Genomic DNA, 17,264 nt, shown 5'->3' on the forward strand with positions numbered 1-17,264 from the left:
AGCTTTTATTTTCAATGTCTTCACCCTTTAATAATCCTTTTGCACTGTCTCAGGTGCTCACGCTTTCTTGAGACGCGGCTCATATTCTGAATGTTCCATTCTGGATTCGCGCTCGGGGATCGCGTCCGGGGGAGGAAATTAAAGATTAAAAAGGCCGATCGCCAGACAATGAAAAGTGAGAGATTGGTTACTTGGTTACAAGGCTTTCTGGCAATTTCCGGTTTCCCAGGCAGGGCCGTCTTTAAATAATTCTGGCTCGGAGCCAACTCCGCACCGCTGGGGGGTCTAAAAGTCTACGCCCCGCTTTAGTTCTACGCCCCGATCGCCGTAGTGTTTGTGACAGTATACCTCCGAGTGTACGCTTGCTAAGTCAAAGTAAGCATGGGGTTTGTGGCAGCGCCCGGTGATAATTATTTCTGTATCGCGGGGCTTGCGCAGCAGCGCTTCGACGATCGGCTCCACCGGCAGCAGTTCTAAGTCTACTGTGGGATTGAGTTCGTCGAGAACGATCGTTTTATACCAGCCGCTGGCGATCGCCGTTTTGGCGATTTCCCAGCCGCGTTCTGCCTCGATGCAGTCTAACTCTTGCTGTTGTCCCCGCCAAACTATAGCATCCCGGCCGCACCGCTGGTGGTCTACTAGCTGCGGGTAGCTTTGCCGCAATGCTGCGATCGCCGCATCTTCTGTATAACCGGTGCCGCCTTTAAGCCACTGCACAATTAACACGCGGTGAGATTGGTCTTGGCCGATACCCCTACCTATTGCCTGCAAAGCTTTGCCCAATGCGCTCGTAGACTTGCCTTTGCCCGCTCCGGTGTATATTTCAATACCCGAAATGTTGTGTTCTGCGGCTGCGGGGTGGTGGTGCGGCTTCATTTCTGAGTGCAAGTCGGCAATTTCCAGCAAACCTTCGGGGGCTGCTCGGCCTGTGGCGATTACTTCTAAATATTCTGGTTTGTTTTTGAGGGTTTTGACTACTTCGTCCACTGGCAGCAAACCCAAGTCCAATACGGGGTTTAGTTCGTCTAGAACCACGACGGAATAGAGTTCGCTGGCGATCGCTCCTTTGGCGATATCCCAGCCCCGCACAGCTTCTGTGCGATCGAAGCGGGTGATTGCTTCGGCCCCAAAATATTCGGCTCTGCCGGTGCGCACTTGGTCGATCAAGTGCGGAAATGCCCGCTGCAAAGCTTCTATTGCCCCGTCTTCGTCGTAGGAGCGGCCGGGGCCTTTGAGAAATCGCAGCAACAAAACTCGCGTGGGCGAGTCTGAATTGATACCCAGCCCGATCGAGCGCAACACTACTCCCAAAGCTGCCTGAGACTTGCCTTTACCTGCGCCGTCGTAGACGTGAATCTGACCTGCGGCGCGTTCCGAACGGGATGAGGCTGTCCGAATACCAATGCCATTCCTTACCATAATCAGCAGTTATTTGAGTCTGTCTCGGGGTGGGTATTCGATCGCGCCCGTTGAATGTTGAATATTTCCCTTCTGTTGGCCGATCTCAAAAGATTATACGATACACTCTGGGTTCCCAATCTTTGCTAGCGGCGATCGAGTCCGATTAGGGGCCCTGACCTGCGGCTCTTGATTATTCCGCCTGTGATGTACAATTAAAATCTAACACAGGCTTATATACCTGAATCCTTATGATTGCTAATGTTTTCCCTTTTCGGACTGTTTTGGTGCAAATTTTAATTATGTTTTTGGCGATCGCGATCGAATCGTGGTTTCTGCAAAAACTGCTTAAACTCGGCCCCAAAACCAGCGTTGAATATACAGCCATCCTCAATCTCTCTTGCACTTGCGTAGGCTGGTTAGTTTTCTTCGGCCTTGAAAGCGTGCTTTCCTCATCTTTGCGGGAACAGCTAATCGGTTATATTTTATTAGGCGGAGGACCGAATGTTTACCCGACCATAACTACGATAGCTGTCTTGCTATTAGCAGTAACTTTTCTAGCAAAATGGCAGGGATTAGAATTCATAGGAAACTTGGTTTCCGGCAATAAAAAAGCTTCCAAACCTCAGTTTATAGGACCTCCAACCCTCAGCCGCCGTCCTCCCAAAAAGACTTTTCAAGTAACTACCCAGTTTGGTGCTGTTTTCATCGCCCACACTGTTAGCAATTGCGTTATTTTAACCGTGTTGTTTTTGCAAAGCGTCAATAATTGAAATCTATGATGAAACAATTTTTGGATGTCACTCAGCAACTCACTAAGCTGACGAACAACCTTTGGGAAACCAATAAAAAATTCCAAAAGGCACTGATTCCCCCTAAAGTTGTCCACTGGAAGACGCCTTTACTGCTCAGCATCTTTTTAGCTTTGCTGTCGGTGGCGGCAGTCACTGACTGGCCGACGAGAACTCTGATGTTTGATATGAGCTGGTTATTTTTTACACTTTCAATGGGTTTGCTAACCAGCCAGCAACCTTTTGTGATTAAAGGAGTAAGTCTGAGTCCGTGGGTGACAAGCATGTTAATTGGCTTGTGGTTGCTGGTAAGATTGCCGTCGGACAGGAAGGAAATAGCATGGATATCCGGCCCAATTATAGCAGTAGTAGTTCTGGCTACAATAGAGATTTGGAATAGCGAATCAAAACGGGAAGGTCTCAGGTCGTTGTTGCGCCCTCAGTTTTTGATGATTACCCTAATTCACCTGCTGTTTTCCTGTTGGTTTGCATTTCACTTTTTAATTCAAGGTTGGATAGAAAAATATCCCAGCGTTTTATCGCAGGATTTGAGGCAAAGCGATTATGTGGTGACATTTCAACAGCCCACAATTAATCGCTCCCGAGGAGTTGTCATCCTGAATGCAATGGAGCGATACCTGCAAAATGAAGCCCGCACAAAACCGTGGGCGCAGGTAGAACAAATGTTAATCGATATTGACAACGAGCGATTTTTCCTGAAAAATCAAGCGTTAACAACAATTGGGGTAGTCCCAGAAGATGCGAGCTGGGAGGTCAAAACTTCGATCGTTCAAGGAGAGTCACGCTATCAGTTACAGATGCAGGCAACTTGGCTGGGGCTGGTTTTTAGACCCGAAATATATTCGTTTACCAAATCTTGCGAGGTGTTCGATACAGGCAATAGGGCGACTGTAACCTGCGACGCTATCAAACGCTCTAAACCCGGACTGAAAAAAGATGGAACTGCGGGAGACAGTCAAGTTTGAGCCTGTCTCTCACCGTTAGGAGACTGTCCGAGTGGGAGTGTGGGAGATGGTCTGATGGGGATCGGGGGAGACGGTCCGATGGGGAGATGTAGGTTTTTTGGTAAAAGCCTTATCCCATAAGAGTTTGAAATTTTAAGAGGCAAAAGCCTAAAACTGTTGCACTGTCTAGATTTGCTGGTTTTTACAAGGGAAAAACCTACACCTGTCAGGAGGGGGAGATGGGGAGATGGGGGAGAGTGAGAGAGGGGAAGAGCCGGAGTGTGAGCGGGACGCTCGCTATTGTATATTCGGCGGCAAGCGAGCTCTTAAGCTCGCACTCCTAAAAAACGCTTTTTACTTTCCGCCAAGATGCTTCCGAGAGCCGGAGAGCGAGGAAAATCTTCCGACTTCCATGGGACGACTTCACGCTTGACGAATTCCTTCTTCCGACTTCACGCTTGACTTAAACTAAAGTATGGCGAAAGTTTCCAGTGGATTAATAACTAAATGAATTTGAGAAGAATCTTGACAGTCGCGACTAATGTATTTTGGGAAGTAATTCGCGATCGCATCCTTTACTTAATTATTATTTTTGCTCTGTTGATGGGAGCCTCGGTACGGTTGATACCGGAATTGGCGGCGACAACCGAAAAGAAAATTATCTTAGATATCGGCTTGGCTGCTATGAGCATCCTCGGTATCATTGTCACAGTCTTTGTGGCTACCGGACTGGTCAACAAAGAAATTGAAAAGCGGACTGTTTACCTGTTAGTTGCCAAACCGATAAGCCGCGCTGAGTTAATTGTGGGCAAGCACTTGGGGCTGTCGGCGGTGCTATTGGTGCTTGTCGCAGCAATGACTGTTATGTATCTGGCGATTCTGAGTTTGAGTCGCATTCCTTACCCTTTAGGCAGCATTTTAATCGCGTCGCTTTTCGTGTGGTTTGAGCTGTGTCTCATGGCCGCTGTCGGGATGTTATTTGGGGTTTTTACCAGTTCGCTGCTGGCAACTTTACTGACATTTGGCGTTTATTTGATGGGACATTCGACGCGGGATTTAGTGGCTTTGGGCAAGTTAACTAAAAATCCTGGCATTGAACAATTGATGATGGGACTTTATCTGGTTTTGCCGGATTTAGCCCGGTTCAATTTGAGAAACGATGCTGTTTACGGACAAGTTCCTTACTTGGCGGGTTTGATTACAGATGCTGGCTACGGTTTGCTGTATGTGGTGCTGCTGCTGTCAATTGCGATCGGCATATTTTCCCGCCGGGAATTTTAAAACGCGCATTCGGCACCGCCCGGGGCAATGGTTCGCAGCATCGGACTTTAGTCCTCGGATTTGGAGGACTAAAGTCCTCACGATCAAACGAATTTTATGGTCGAATTAGCGCGCTAAGATATAGACAAGGTTATCGCTCGGCAATCTCGACTAAAACTCAAACTTTTATTGGTAAAATGAGGTGACTTATGACTGCTGTAATTCACAAACCGATATCGCAGCTAAAAATTACCTGGCCGCTGCTTCCCGATGATTTTATTCTACCAGATGACCCCGTGGATAATATAGAACATCCTTTAATTGCTAGCGGTTTGCGCCAGTCTGTACTTGCTGATTCAGAACTAATGCAGGATGCACTCGCAGTTACTAATTTTGCTTTGTGCGCTGCAATTGACGATCGCACTATTTGCAAAGCCCCAGACTGGATGTACGTGAAACCTGTGCAGCCTTGGCCTCACAGCTATCCCCGCCGCAGCTACACGCCTCATACCGAAGGCACAATCCCTTTTGTAGTGATGGAATTTCTCTCAGCTACTTACGGCGCGGAATACTCTGTCGAACATACAGAAGAAATCGGCAAATGGTTTTTTTACGAACAAGTAATTCAAGTTCCCCGCTATGTCATTTTTCGACCGACTACAGGCATCATAGAAGTTTATATGCTAGAGTCCGGGCGTTACGAAAATCAAAGTCCCGATGAAAACGGGCGTTATTTGATACCTGGATTAGAGCTATTTTTGGGAGTTTGGCAGGGAACTCGCGAAGATAGAACGGGATATTGGCTGCGCTGGTGGAATGCGGCGGGCGAGTTGCTTTTGTGGCCGGAAGAAAGGGCAGAAAATGAACGCCAGCGGGCAGAAGATGAACGCCAGCGGGCCGATCGCGCACAGCAAGATCGGGAGTTAGCCCAAACGCTGCTGGAACAGGAAAGACAGCGAAATCAAGAACTTTTGGCCCGATTGGCAGCCCTCGGTATCGATCCAGAATAGCATTAGAAGTCCGATGGAAGTCGGAAGTCGGAAGAAGTCCGATGGAAGTCGGAAGAAGGAAGAAGGGAAACCGATCGCGATTTGCTTTCTTCATTCTGCTTTATTACTTATCTGTTTGTCACAAAAAGTTAAAATTATGTTAGTGAAAAAACTCGAAGAATTAAAAGATATTTTCGCGCAGGTGGAACGGGCGCTGATTGCCTACTCCGGCGGAATAGACAGCACTTTGGTGGCAAAAATCGCTTTTGACGTGTTGGGCGATCGCGCTTTGGCCGTGACGGCTGTTTCCCCGTCTCTATTACCAGAAGATTTGGAAGATGCGCGCATTCAAGCAGCAGAAATTGGCATCGCCCACGAGGAAGTAAAAACTCAGGAAATGGCAAATCCCAATTACACTTCTAACCCGGTTAACCGCTGCTATTTCTGCAAAAGCGAACTGCACGATACTTTGAAACCGCTAGCACTCGCAAAGGGTTATCCTTATGTGGTGGATGGGGTGAATGCTGACGATTTGAAGGATTACCGCCCGGGGATTCAGGCTGCAAAGGAACGGGGCGCGCGATCGCCTTTAGCAGAAGTCGGCATGACTAAATTTGAAGTGCGGCAGTTGGCAAAAGAATTGGGTTTGCCTTGGTGGGATAAACCGGCTCAACCTTGTTTGAGTTCGCGCTTTCCTTACGGCGAAGAAATCACCGTTGCAAAGTTGCAAAGAGTGGGGCGCGCCGAACGGTATTTGCGGCAGTTGGGACTGAAAAATCTGCGCGTGCGATCGGATGGAGATACGGCGCGAATTGAATTGCCGGCCCAGGAGATTCAAGAGTTTGTATTAAATGCGGATTTGCCTGCTTTGGTGGCGGTGTTCCAGGAGTTGGGTTTTGTGTACGCGACTTTGGATTTGGAGGGGTTTCGCAGTGGGAAATTAAATCAGGTTTTACAACCTGAATTGTTGGGGGCGAAGGGTTGATTAATTATCTTGAAAAAATGTCACTACAACCGTGTGTTCGTCCCGATCGCATTTAACTTGAAAACGGCGCTGAGGATAAAGCGATTTTAGGCGACTTTCCCACATCTGAGCTAATGCTTGTCCCAAATACAATAAATTGTCACTGCTAGCGTTTTGGGCACCGGGGAGAATGTCATCAACGTGCTGGTGGTTCATCACCTGCTCAATTGCAGCGACATCATTCCCTAGCTCGATTTTCCACTGTTCGTAGATTTGACTGTTAAAGGCTTCGGACAAAAAGATGCCGCCTTCATGTTCGACAAAATCTGGCCAGAATAGTTTTGTGAAAGCTATGGCAATTTCAATATTAGCAGATCCAAAAAGATAATCCCAGAGTGAAAAATCATCGCCGTTGGCTTTTTTCCATTGCTGGAAATCGATTAGTTTATCTGCATTCAAGGATATTTGTTTGATGAACATAATTTCTAGGGTATTTCATCCAATCTAGCTGGCCTAACTGTTTTCTCAGCTTGCACGTAAATGTCTCCTGCTGAGTTTTGGTTGTGTTTGTATTCAACGGCGTGAGGTGTCGGCACATTTGCATGAGCCCTTCCTGTCAAGTCTACTCGCTTAATTGCCCGTCCACTGTCATCGTAGACGATATAGCTGGTAATGTTCTTGCCATCCATGCGGTAGAGTAAGTTTTGGGCACTTGCTCCAGAAGAGAGGAAATCTGCCACTTACCTGGGTTCCGACGGCTATAAGGGTGCTAGCGGGGATGCCAACTGTCCAGTCCACTGGTTTAGACATATATAAGTCCTAAATTACTTTACGACCTCAGTTTGATATATGTATGGGTGAATAATCTGGGCAACAATATTCGTGACATCGCCCGTGAATTAAAGCAATAGCATAAACTAAAGTAGCAGCAATAGTAGCAGCAAGTTTTATGAAATTTAAATTTAAATTAATCTCCGCCGCCTTGGGTTTGTTGTTGTGCGCGTACATCCCGTTTCGGGTATTAGCTAACCCGCAACCTTCGGGGGATACAGTTAGCTCTGCACTGTGGTGGCAAGTTTCGGTGTACAATCAGGTGCAGCAAATTAAAGACCGGCAATATCAAGGTTGCGTGTGGGGCGATTCTATTTCCTCGGCCCTGGGCGATTCTTTGGGAACGGAAAACTTTAATTTTGCGCTCGGTGGCATGAGTTCAGTTTCGCTGCTAGAACAGCTTAAACTTGTAGTGCCACAGCGGTTTACCTGCGAAAAATCGATTGTGGCGATCGGCACAAATGATGCTATGTACGGGATTAGCGACGAGCAGTTTGTCAGCAATTTGAAAGAGGCGATCGCAATTATGCGATCGCTCGGAACAAAAAAGATTGTTCTGATTCCTGCTTTTTACTCAACTCTTGCCGCCAGCTACAACCCTAAATTTGCCGGAACAATTGCTAGAGTTGACGAAATCAATGTTCTCATCAATCGAGTAGCCGCCGCCGAAAATGTTCCTGTGGAATCTCGCGGCATACAAGCCTTGTTTAAGGAACAAGCTCTGAATGCAGATTTAACAATAGATGGCGTTCACCTCAATGCCAAAGGTTTAGATATATACAGAAAAGTTTTGTTAAATATTTTGAATTCTCCTTTAACAACGCGCAATTTTTTTGATAAAAAATCTGTTTGAGTTATTACTTTTAAAGTCGGCAGGTGCGGAGTTGATTTGCGTACTTTAAAATAAAAAACCGCAATCAAACTGTTTTTTAGTAAGGACTTTAGTCCTCAAAAGTTGGCAAACTGAGGTTATTTTACCGAATATGACATCAAGGAGTAGTTGTAGGGTGCGTCAGCGCGGGAGATTTCCCGGCAAAATTCACAATCTCAAAAGTGACGCACGCCCGGAATAAATTGTGCGTCAATTTTGAGATTGGGAGCTAACGATTGAGAATATCATTCTTCTGATGCACCCTACCGCTACTCCAAAGTTGACAAACTGAAGTTATTTTACCCAAGATGATATTAAGGAGTAGTTGTCGTAGTTTGTGGCTGCATTTGTTGCAGCTTCAGTTGGTCTCGCTGAAGTTGAAGCTGGTCTTCCTGCTGCTTCCTTTGGAGTTCAAGTTGCCGGAGCTGAATTTGATAATTCTGCTCTTGCTGCTGTCTTTGAAGTTCAAATTGCTGCTGCTGAAGATTCTGCTGCTGATTTTGAAGATCGATCTGCCGCTGTCTGTCTTGATTCTGTAATCTAATCTGTCTGAGTTGATTTCGCCGCTCGAAATCTCCTCCCAAAAATAAGTTCTGAAAAGCGTTGATAGTTGTTTGAAACCCAGTAAAAACACCGCTAACGCTGCTGATTCCACCTGCAACTCCTGTGATCGGCTGCAAGAAAGTTGCAATATTGTCTGCTACCCTAGTATAGCCCGATCGCGCTACGAGAATCACATCGTTGTTGCGGAGAGTTGGGTTATTATTAGGATTCAACCCTTGAGCAAAATCCACCTCGATAGTGCGGCGAGTAACAGTACCGTTGGGGTTCAAACGCAGCAGTTCCACCTTGTCTTTTTTAGCCCGCAATTGATTGAAACTACCGGCGGTGAGCAAAGCTTGGTGCAGGGATGTACTAGGTTTAACCAGCAAAGCTCCCGGCCTGATCACTTCCCCCACAATATTGATGCTAATCGCGTTTGGAGAGAAACTCGTACTTCCGAGTTGAGAAACTTCAGCTAAGTCTACATTAGATGCCGTCGGGATAATCACGCTATCTCCTTCTTGCAGCAAAATATCTTGAGTCGAGTCGCCTTTTTGCAGCAAATCCCACAGATTTACGAAGATAGTTTGTTCGTTACCGCCTCTGACTCGGCGGCGGATTTGCACGCGGCGAATGTCAGCTTCTGTTGTGATACCGCCGGCAATTTTGAGTGCTCTTGTTATCGTTGGTAGCCCCACAACGGCTCCTTGCTGTTGGTCGATAGATACAAAACTCAACTCTGTTTGTTGGTTGGTCGATCGCACATCCGAAGCAAATACAGTATAAGGCCCCGGCCGGTTCACTTCCCCGACAATTACCACGCCAATTGGTTTAGTAATATCAGCGGAAAAATTAGCACTGGCTCTTTGACGGACTTCTTGAGTATTCAGGGCACTTGCTGTCGGTACAAAAATTGTATCTCCATCTCGGATCGTGACATCTTGGCGCAAATTTCCCGTGTCTAAAAAATCCTGCAAATTAATAGTAATAACTTGCTCTGGCCCACCTGTGCGGGGACGGCGAATTTGGACGTTTCGCATATCTCCTGCTGGTGTCACCCCTTTTGCAAGTTGCAGCATTTCCATCAAAGTTGGGAATTTTACTCCTCCTCCGGTTCCTTCTCTGCTGGCATTAATTTTGTAGGAACCGGGGCGAGTAACTTCACCGGCAACACCTATATTTAGGGGGCGAGCAACAATCAGAGTCACGGTGACAACGGGAACATTGATGAAGGGTTCGTATCGCTTGGTAATGACGGTAGCGGCTTGTTGCAGCGTCAACCCTTGAATTGAGACGCTGCGAATAATTGGCAAATTGAGCGTCCCGTCAACTAATACTTGATATTCTTTGCTGAATTCTGGGACGCCGAAAATATCTAAAGCAATGCGATCGCCCGGGCCTAAAGTATAAGCCGCTTCTTGTACCAGCGAACCAGAATTGCCTACAGGCGGCAAACTCGAACCCGCAGGTGGCGGCGGCGGTACTCTCGGCAGGTTTGGGTTCCTAGCGGGTGCAGGATTTCTGATGGCAGGCAACTGAGCTATACTGGGCAGCGAACTGCTCAGCACCAGGAGTGCTGACAAACTCAGACTTGTAGCGGTTTGAACGGTATGTTTCATGTTTCTTTCCTGGTTGCAGCCTGCCAATGAACGAGACTAATTTAGCTAGTTAATTTTAGTTTATTTTCCGTTCTGTCTAGTGTAGCCTCGCTGCGCTGCAAAATCCACAGGTGGAATCATAAAATTTCTGCGGCAATCAAGTACCTTATTTATAAAGACAGTGTAAACCTGACTCGCGGTTCTCTGGATGATGATTTCGTTTGACTATTGTTTTTCATACACAACTCGGCATACAAATCAACCCGCCCAAGAAAGGGGATACAAAAAATGCCCTGATTTGAGGTAAAATATTAAATAATTCTCTCTGCGGGACAAAGACAAGTGTCACTAAAATTGGATAAAGTAATTCCCTGGGGACGCTGCTTGGATGAATACATAGGAATGTTTAGCTTGACATCAAGTGACCTCAAGCTAGCAATTCTTGATTGTGCGGGCGGCCCGGCGAGTTTTAATGCCGAAATGACTCGCCAAGGTAACAAGGTGATTTCTTGCGATCCAGTGTATCAGTTTACGGCGGTGGAAATTGGCGATCGCATCCAAGAAACATATCAAACTGTGATTGACGGCGTTAAGGCAAATGTAGACGGCTACCTGTGGAACAGTTTTGAATCGCCTTACCAGTTAGGCGAAGTGCGCATGAAGGCGATGCAGGAATTTTTAGCAGATTTTCCCTCTGGCTTTGAGCAAGGCCGCTACATGACTGCTGAGCTGCCTGTTTTGCCCTTCGAGAACGGCCAGTTCGATTTAGCTTTGTGCAGCCATTTCTTATTTGCTTATTCTCACCTGCTTTCGGAAGAATTTCATCTGCAAGCAATTACAGAAATGTGTCGGGTTGCGAAGGAAGTGCGGGTATTTCCGCTGTTGCAGAGTTTTAGCGGGGAGGAATCCGAGCACTTAAACCCGGTGATTGCCGAATTGAAAAAGAGAAGTTTTCGTGTGCAAGTTCAAGAGGCTCCTTATGAGTTTCAAAAAGGCGGCAATAAGATGGTGCGAATTAGCAAAAAAAGCTCAGCATAAAAGTAAGGATAACTTATTATTCTGGTAGGGAAACCAAATAACAGCCATTAATTCGCCAACTATTATCAAACTGTTTTTCCATGAGATAAATGGCTCTGATGGGGATGCCTTCCGAGTCCAGCAACAGCACCGGCTGAGCGGGAATTCCTTCTACAGTGGCGAGGTTTTCAAATAATACCGATCGCGGACGGTAGACAGCTTCATAGGCAATTTTTACCATGTGCATAAAGTTTTCTGCTGTGACAAACTGCTGCTGAATTCCGGGACTGGCGAAGGCAAAAGCCCCAGCAGCATCGTCTTTTTGAAATGCTTGCAGTTGCTGTTCTACGACTGAGCGAATGGTAGCGCGATCGCTTTCACTGATGAGCATATTTTTAATAACTTGTCAAGAGATGGGAGTGTCGAATAGTTACTATTATAGCGCTCCCACTTAAAGGCGATTTTGTGGCGGGATGGCTGGGAAGCTGTCAGGGCGATCGGGGTTTATTTAAACCCCCGGCGCACTACAGACATTAGTGGTAAAATTGGTTAAAGACTTTAAGACTTGTCAAAATGCTCAGCAGCGCCGCATTGAGAAAAACAGGATCGGGATGGGAATTTGCAAATGAAGAAGCGTTAGAGGATTTTGTCGAAGTTCACTTGCAAATTTTGCTCGGTTTGACAGTCATCAAGCGGCAATTCACTGTCAACGAGCAAAGATGCGATATTATAGCGGTGGACGAGAATAAACGGTTAGTTGTGCTTGAGTTGAAAAACGGCGAAGATAGATATGTCGTTCAGCAGTTAACCCGTTATTACGATGCTTTGTTGGAACACAAACCTTTTGCCGAGCGCGTGGATTACGCTCAACCGGTTCGCTTAATAGCAATTTCGCCCAAATTTCACAGGGATAATTTTACAGACAGGAAGTATCACGGGCTATTTTTTCAGTTTTTGCAATTTGCGATCGTTCCTGACGGGGAAAAATTATATTTACACTTGAAAGATGTAGATGCCGAACATATTGCACGAGTAGAGATTACATATCGAGAACAATACAGCAACGAAACTCTATCTGAACCTCCAAGGTTGCTTTTAAAATTTATCAAGCAATGTAATGAAACTGAACGCGAAGGAGTTTTGAGCGTTCGCCGACAGATTCTAGGCTGTGATAGACGGGTCAAGGAACTTACTGACTCTAGTAGTATTAAGTATGGTCTAGGAAAAAATAAATTGATTGCTGAATTTAGATTTGATGCCAGACGAAATAGCCCTGCAATGTTTTTATGGCTCCCACTTCCCAGAGGATACAACAATAATAAAATCCTAGCTAGAATGAGAATTTGGACGAATTGGGAAATAGTCACAGATACAGGTTATATTCGGAAGGGAATTGGCATAATGATTAATGAGGATGAGTACAAGCTGGGTCTGGTTTCTCCTTCAGCTAAGTTAATGCCTGATACCTCCTATAGGGCATTAGGTGCCAGGGAGAGGTTTGTGAATGATCCAGTATACAGAGACAATTATGTTATCAAAAATTTGGCATTTTATGTGAGCAAGTATGGACGAAACTACCGTCACGGTTCGCCATTAGCGATGTCCATAACATACTATTTTAATATCATTGGAAAAATTGACGAATCCACTTCTTTAGAAAGAATAGTTAATTTAGCTTTAGAATCAAGATTGGTAAAACTCTAAGGGAGAATTAACAAATACGATCGCACCCCATCATCCCTTACCCAATCCACCATCCATCTGCGTCTATCTGCGTGCATCTGCGGTAAAAAAAAATATCATCAATAGCTTCGCAACAAATCAAATTAACAAACTTTGATATAATATTACACCTAGAAGCAAAACTCAAACCAACTCATGCCGCAAACAGTCTGGATCGCACGACACGGAAACCGCATCGACTTCGTTAACCCCGACTGGTTTCTCACAGCAGAACGCCCCTATGACCCCCACCTTTCCGAAGACGGTCACGTTCAAGCCAAACAACTCGCCAATCGCCTCAAAGGTGAAGGAATTTCTCACATTTTTGCTTCCCCTTTTCTGCGAACTGTCCAAACGGCAAATCACGCGGCCGAAGCTCTCGATTTGTCAATTAAACTAGAGTGGGGACTGTGCGAATGGCTGAATCCGGAATGGATGCCAGAAATGCCAGAAACTGAGTCCGTCGAAGCTTTGTGCAGGCGTTTTCCGAGGATTGACCCGAACTACAAAGGCGGTATTCCTAATTATCCCGAAACCGGGGAAGCTTGTCTCAAAAGGGCGGGGGAAACTGCTAAACGCCTAGCTGCTGAGTTTCCAGAGGATATGTTATTAGTAGGTCACGGTGCGTCGGTTATCGGAACTGCGATCGGGCTTGCGGGCTGTGCTGAAACGGAAATTAACGCTTCTTTGTGCTGTTTGGTGAAAGTGGTGCGGCAAGATGCAGGATGGTCGATCGCACTTAATGGCGATACTTCTCACCTCACGGACACTGAAACCGTTGTCCGCTTTAATTAAAGTTGAGATTCGTGCAAAAAATCGCATTTTATGCTATGTGTGTAAGGTGCGCAGTACGCACCCTACGTTTATTCGATCTCGATCGCACATTTTAAATCGAAAATCTTAAATCGGTATGGCTGGACACAGTAAATGGGCGAATATTAAACGCCAAAAAGCTAGAGTTGATGCCGTTAAAGGCAAGGTTTTTGCGAGAATATCTCGCGAAATAATTGTCGCGGCGCGCAGCGGAGTTCCCGATCCCGCTGGCAATTTTCAACTGCGGACGGCTATTGAAAAAGCCAAGGCGGCTGATATTCCTAATGAAAACATAGAAAGGGCGATCGCCAAAGGTGCCGGTTTAGCTGGGGGGAGTTCGGAATTAGAAGCTATTCGCTACGAAGGTTACGGCGTTGGCGGAGTTGCGATTCTGATTGAAGCGCTGACAGACAACCGCAACCGCACGGCGGCTGAGTTGCGAGAAGCTTTTAGTAAAAATGGCGGCAATTTGGGCGAAACTGGTTGTGTGGGCTGGATGTTTGACCACAAAGGGGTTTGTACGGTACGCGGCCCGATTGATGAAGAACAATTGTTTGAAGCGTCGCTAGAAGCGGCTGCGGAATCTTATGATTTGATATTAATTGATGAGGATACTGAAGGTGCAGAGGTATTTACAAGTGTGCCTAATTTGGAAAAGTTGGCTGATGTTTTGAAACAACAAGGTTTTACAGTTTTGCAGTCGGAAAGTCGCTGGATTCCCAGCAATACAGTAGAAATAGATACTCCTGAAAAAGCTCGATCGCTCGTCAAACTGATGGACGCGCTGGAAGATTTAGACGACGTGCAAAGCGTGACAGGAAATTTTGAAATGACCGATGAATTGATGTCTTCGATTATGATTTAAAATCCCTAGGTTTGTAGTGAGGACTTTAGTCCGCATCCATGACTAGCAAAAATCGTAGGGTGCGGATCCATCGACATCAAAAAAAAGCGACAATCTAATAGCGACGCACCTGTTATTTTCAAGAACCCAGGAAACAAACCTAATATTTTTCTGGTAGCAACCTTTTTTATAAATGGTATAAACCCATGCCAGATAACAACGAAATCAAAACAGACAGCACCGACTCAGAACAAGTTCCGTCAGTAACGGAAGTAGCAGAAACTAACGATCGATCCAAATCGAATGTGCAGGCTAAACCAGAGGATACATCCAATTGGTTCGGTTCCGTGTTCGGAGCGGTCTCTGCAAGCGCGAGTGCGGTGGGGAGTGCTGCGGCGAGTGCTGGAAGTGCGATTGTTGATACGGCGAGTGCGGTGGGGAATGCAGCCGGCAGTGCTGGAAGTGCGATTTTTGATACGGCGAGTGCGGTGGGGAATGTGGCGGCGAGTGCGGTGGGGAGTGCGGCGGCGAGTGCTGGAAGTGCGATCGTTGATACGGCGAGTGCGGTGGGGAATGCCGCCGGCACTGCTGGAAGTGCGATCGTTGATACGGCGAGTGCGGTGGGGAATGCAGCGGCGAGTGCTGGAAGTGCGATTTTTGTTAATACCGCGAGTGCGGTGGGGAATGCAGCGGCGAGTGCTGGAAGTGCAGCAATGCAAGTTCCCAATTTTTTGGGTTCATCCCTAGTTTTTATTTCCCAGAGTCCTATCCTGAAAAAACTGACCCAAAAGTTCAAAATCGACTGGTTAGTTAATGCTATAGATGCTGTTGATGTCGTAAATGCCGAGGCGCAAGTTCGAGAGTTACAGCGCCAATATCCTCACGAGAAACCCAAAGAGATTGCACATCACTTGATGGTGGAAAAAGCCTTGCTAGCTGCAGGAACTGGCTTGGCTAGCAGTTTAGTTCCCGGCGTGGCTTTGGCGTTGGCTGGCATGGATTTAGCGGCAATGACGGCGTTATCTGCCGAGTTGGTTTATCAAATTGCTGCCGCCTATGGCATGGATTTGCGATCGAGCGATCGCAAAGCAGAAGTTGTCGCTATTTTCGGTTTATCCTTGGGTAGCAATTTAGCGATCGAAGCTGGAGTTACGCTTGTCAGCAATATTCCCTTGGCGGGTGCGGTAATTAATGCTAGCGCCAGTGCGGCAATGATTTACGTGATGGGATACGGTGCTTGTCGGTTTTATGAAGCGCATCTCGATTCCTCGGAAATCGAAACCAAGCTCGAAGATTTACAAGAGGTATTGCAAGCGGAAAGTGAGCAATATTTAGAGAAAGCGATCGCACAAGAAACAGTGATGGATTGGATTTTGGTGTATGTCGTCTATGCCAGCAAAAAATTCACCCGATGGGATGAATTATTACCGGAATTACAAGCAGCTAATTTAAATCCCAGGACTTTAGCTGAGATTGAATCTGTGCAAAATAAGTCTAAATTGCTTCCTAAGTTGGATATTTTACTCGAACAACTCGAACTTGACTTTGCCGAACCACTTTTAAAGCGATGCACTGAGATCGTCGAGGCTGACGGTGAAATTAATCAACAAGAGGGAAAAATTTTGCTGACAATTCAACGGGCTGTTTTGAGCAAAAGAAAGCAAGCCCAAAAGCAAGCCCAGCAAACTTCGATCGAGGATGCGGTATCGGCACCCACTGAAGCACAAACTAAAGTTCAAGCTGCATCAGAAACTCCCTCTTTATCTTCTGATTCTCCTTCTCCTAATAAGTTGAGTTCAAATATGCTGCAAAATTTCCAAAAAATCATAAAAGTTGCTGGGCGATTAGACGTGCCAAAGATTGCGAATTTAATAGATACTGAATCACAAGCTCCCCCCTTATCTTCAGATGCTCCCTCTCCTAAATTGAGTGCAATTCTGCTGAAAAAATTTAAGCAGATTTTAGCAGGTTCTACGCAATTAGAAGTGCCAGAAATTGGATATTTAATCGATCGGGTCGATCGCATGACGGGAGAAGAGTTTGAGGAATTTTTAGCCTGCTGTTTCCGCAATCTCGGTTATGGGGTCGCAATGACACCCAAAACGGGGGATTTTGGTGCGGATTTGATTCTCTCTAAAGCGGGCAAGAAAACTGTTATCCAGGCAAAACGCTATCAAGGAAAAGTGGGAACTTCCGCCGTGCAAGAAGTTGTTAGTGCTGTTAAGTATTACGCGGCTCAGGATGCGATCGCGATTACGAACAGCGAGTTTACAGCAAATGCTCATAAACTGGCTCAAGCGAATGGGGTACAACTCTGGGGACGAGAACAGTTAATTGATTTAGTTGTTCGAGCTAAAAAATAACGGCTCTAGGATTTACGCATAAAGGCTTCATAACCGGGTTTTTTCTCAATCTGCGGGCAGTAACGAAGTATTTTGGAAAAAAACCCGGTTTCTGACTACCCCTGTGTCTTGGCATTATTTGCGGCCTGTCAGCAAATAAGTAACCATGTATCCCTTGCCCTTAACTTGAATGGCGCCGCGCCTCTAAAAAGTGTATTTATCCTTTAATATTTCCTTCGCCGCTTTTAAAAATCTAGGTAAACCTAGCAAGACTTAGCGGTTTAAGTTTCTTAAGCGTTCTCTTCTAGTGCTGGCG

At 46.1% G+C, this 17,264-nt stretch carries 16 protein-coding genes; 11 read left to right on the forward strand and 5 right to left on the reverse strand.

All coding sequences use genetic code 11. From position 1 onward, the window contains the following. Positions 1–285 precede the first annotated feature (285 nt). Entirely contained in the window at positions 286–1,419 is a 1,134-nt protein-coding gene (locus QUB63_RS05145) for a cob(I)yrinic acid a,c-diamide adenosyltransferase (RefSeq protein WP_332943716.1), read from the reverse strand. Positions 1,420–1,649: 230 nt separating this feature from the next. Here QUB63_RS05145 and fraC point away from each other — a divergent pair, with 230 nt between their 5' ends. The 5 genes from fraC to larE all read left to right on the forward strand — a co-directional run bounded on the left by fraC (position 1,650) and on the right by larE (position 6,388). After that, entirely contained in the window at positions 1,650–2,171 is a 522-nt protein-coding gene (gene fraC / locus QUB63_RS05150) for a filament integrity protein FraC (protein ID WP_332943717.1), read from the forward strand. Positions 2,172–2,176: 5 nt separating this feature from the next. Beyond that, positions 2,177–3,175, forward strand: coding sequence for a DUF5357 family protein (locus tag QUB63_RS05155; RefSeq protein WP_332943718.1), 999 nt, complete (start codon positions 2,177–2,179; stop codon positions 3,173–3,175). A gap of 486 nt (positions 3,176–3,661) precedes the next feature. Beyond that, a complete protein-coding gene (locus tag QUB63_RS05160) occupies positions 3,662–4,435 on the forward strand; it encodes an ABC transporter permease (protein ID WP_332943719.1) in 774 nt (257 codons plus the stop codon). A 188-nt stretch (positions 4,436–4,623) separates the two neighbouring features. After that, entirely contained in the window at positions 4,624–5,424 is an 801-nt protein-coding gene (locus QUB63_RS05165) for a Uma2 family endonuclease (RefSeq protein ID WP_332943720.1), read from the forward strand. Between the two features lie 136 nt (positions 5,425–5,560). Continuing rightward, the gene (gene larE, locus QUB63_RS05170; RefSeq protein WP_332943721.1) at positions 5,561–6,388 is read left to right on the forward strand and encodes an ATP-dependent sacrificial sulfur transferase LarE; all 828 of its coding nucleotides are present in this window, start codon (positions 5,561–5,563) and stop codon (positions 6,386–6,388) included. On the opposite strand, the gene QUB63_RS05175 is transcribed toward larE, so the two are convergent. Continuing rightward, entirely contained in the window at positions 6,389–6,847 is a 459-nt protein-coding gene (locus tag QUB63_RS05175) for a hypothetical protein (protein ID WP_293179639.1), read from the reverse strand. A 5-nt stretch (positions 6,848–6,852) separates the two neighbouring features. Next, complete coding sequence (locus tag QUB63_RS05180) at positions 6,853–7,107, reverse strand: polymorphic toxin type 24 domain-containing protein (RefSeq protein WP_332943722.1); 255 nt, start codon at positions 7,105–7,107, stop codon at positions 6,853–6,855. 209 nt (positions 7,108–7,316) lie between these two features. Here QUB63_RS05180 and QUB63_RS05185 point away from each other — a divergent pair, with 209 nt between their 5' ends. Then, positions 7,317–8,051, forward strand: coding sequence for an SGNH/GDSL hydrolase family protein (locus QUB63_RS05185; protein ID WP_332943723.1), 735 nt, complete (start codon positions 7,317–7,319; stop codon positions 8,049–8,051). Positions 8,052–8,383: 332 nt separating this feature from the next. On the opposite strand, the gene QUB63_RS05190 is transcribed toward QUB63_RS05185, so the two are convergent. Further along, the gene (locus QUB63_RS05190) at positions 8,384–10,231 is read right to left on the reverse strand and encodes a polysaccharide biosynthesis/export family protein (protein ID WP_332943724.1); all 1,848 of its coding nucleotides are present in this window, start codon (positions 10,229–10,231) and stop codon (positions 8,384–8,386) included. Positions 10,232–10,552: 321 nt separating this feature from the next. Here QUB63_RS05190 and QUB63_RS05195 point away from each other — a divergent pair, with 321 nt between their 5' ends. After that, entirely contained in the window at positions 10,553–11,248 is a 696-nt protein-coding gene (locus tag QUB63_RS05195) for a class I SAM-dependent methyltransferase (RefSeq protein WP_332943725.1), read from the forward strand. Between the two features lie 16 nt (positions 11,249–11,264). On the opposite strand, the gene QUB63_RS05200 is transcribed toward QUB63_RS05195, so the two are convergent. Further along, entirely contained in the window at positions 11,265–11,618 is a 354-nt protein-coding gene (locus tag QUB63_RS05200) for a DUF4864 domain-containing protein (protein ID WP_332943726.1), read from the reverse strand. 182 nt (positions 11,619–11,800) lie between these two features. On the opposite strand from QUB63_RS05200, the gene QUB63_RS05205 reads away from it, so the two are divergent. The 4 genes from QUB63_RS05205 (at position 11,801) to QUB63_RS05220 (ending at position 16,969) form a co-directional block, all read left to right on the forward strand. Then, positions 11,801–12,931 (forward strand): endonuclease NucS domain-containing protein, encoded by a 1,131-nt coding sequence (locus tag QUB63_RS05205; RefSeq protein WP_332943727.1) that lies wholly within the window; start codon positions 11,801–11,803, stop codon positions 12,929–12,931. Positions 12,932–13,105: 174 nt separating this feature from the next. Further along, on the forward strand, positions 13,106–13,744 hold the full coding sequence (locus tag QUB63_RS05210; protein WP_332943728.1) for a histidine phosphatase family protein: 639 nt from the start codon (positions 13,106–13,108) through the stop codon (positions 13,742–13,744). 115 nt (positions 13,745–13,859) lie between these two features. Next, positions 13,860–14,627: a YebC/PmpR family DNA-binding transcriptional regulator gene (locus tag QUB63_RS05215; RefSeq protein WP_332943729.1), complete on the forward strand. Its 768-nt coding sequence runs from the start codon at positions 13,860–13,862 to the stop codon at positions 14,625–14,627. Positions 14,628–14,812: 185 nt separating this feature from the next. Next, entirely contained in the window at positions 14,813–16,969 is a 2,157-nt protein-coding gene (locus QUB63_RS05220; RefSeq protein ID WP_332943730.1) for a restriction endonuclease, read from the forward strand. Positions 16,970–17,264 lie beyond the last annotated feature (295 nt).

Origin of the sequence: Microcoleus sp. ARI1-B5, assembly GCF_036705795.1 — a bacterium.
Classification (GTDB): domain Bacteria; phylum Cyanobacteriota; class Cyanobacteriia; order Cyanobacteriales; family Microcoleaceae; genus Microcoleus.

Coding starts and splice junctions, on each gene's coding strand:
- QUB63_RS05145 (WP_332943716.1), bottom strand. CDS start 1,419: ATGGTAAGGAATGGCATTGGTATTCGGACAGCCTCATCCCGTTCGGAA.
- fraC (WP_332943717.1), top strand. CDS start 1,650: ATGATTGCTAATGTTTTCCCTTTTCGGACTGTTTTGGTGCAAATTTTA.
- QUB63_RS05155 (WP_332943718.1), top strand. CDS start 2,177: ATGATGAAACAATTTTTGGATGTCACTCAGCAACTCACTAAGCTGACG.
- QUB63_RS05160 (WP_332943719.1), top strand. CDS start 3,662: ATGAATTTGAGAAGAATCTTGACAGTCGCGACTAATGTATTTTGGGAA.
- QUB63_RS05165 (WP_332943720.1), top strand. CDS start 4,624: ATGACTGCTGTAATTCACAAACCGATATCGCAGCTAAAAATTACCTGG.
- larE (WP_332943721.1), top strand. CDS start 5,561: ATGTTAGTGAAAAAACTCGAAGAATTAAAAGATATTTTCGCGCAGGTG.
- QUB63_RS05175 (WP_293179639.1), bottom strand. CDS start 6,847: ATGTTCATCAAACAAATATCCTTGAATGCAGATAAACTAATCGATTTC.
- QUB63_RS05185 (WP_332943723.1), top strand. CDS start 7,317: ATGAAATTTAAATTTAAATTAATCTCCGCCGCCTTGGGTTTGTTGTTG.
- QUB63_RS05190 (WP_332943724.1), bottom strand. CDS start 10,231: ATGAAACATACCGTTCAAACCGCTACAAGTCTGAGTTTGTCAGCACTC.
- QUB63_RS05200 (WP_332943726.1), bottom strand. CDS start 11,618: ATGCTCATCAGTGAAAGCGATCGCGCTACCATTCGCTCAGTCGTAGAA.
- QUB63_RS05205 (WP_332943727.1), top strand. CDS start 11,801: ATGCTCAGCAGCGCCGCATTGAGAAAAACAGGATCGGGATGGGAATTT.
- QUB63_RS05210 (WP_332943728.1), top strand. CDS start 13,106: ATGCCGCAAACAGTCTGGATCGCACGACACGGAAACCGCATCGACTTC.
- QUB63_RS05215 (WP_332943729.1), top strand. CDS start 13,860: ATGGCTGGACACAGTAAATGGGCGAATATTAAACGCCAAAAAGCTAGA.
- QUB63_RS05220 (WP_332943730.1), top strand. CDS start 14,813: ATGCCAGATAACAACGAAATCAAAACAGACAGCACCGACTCAGAACAA.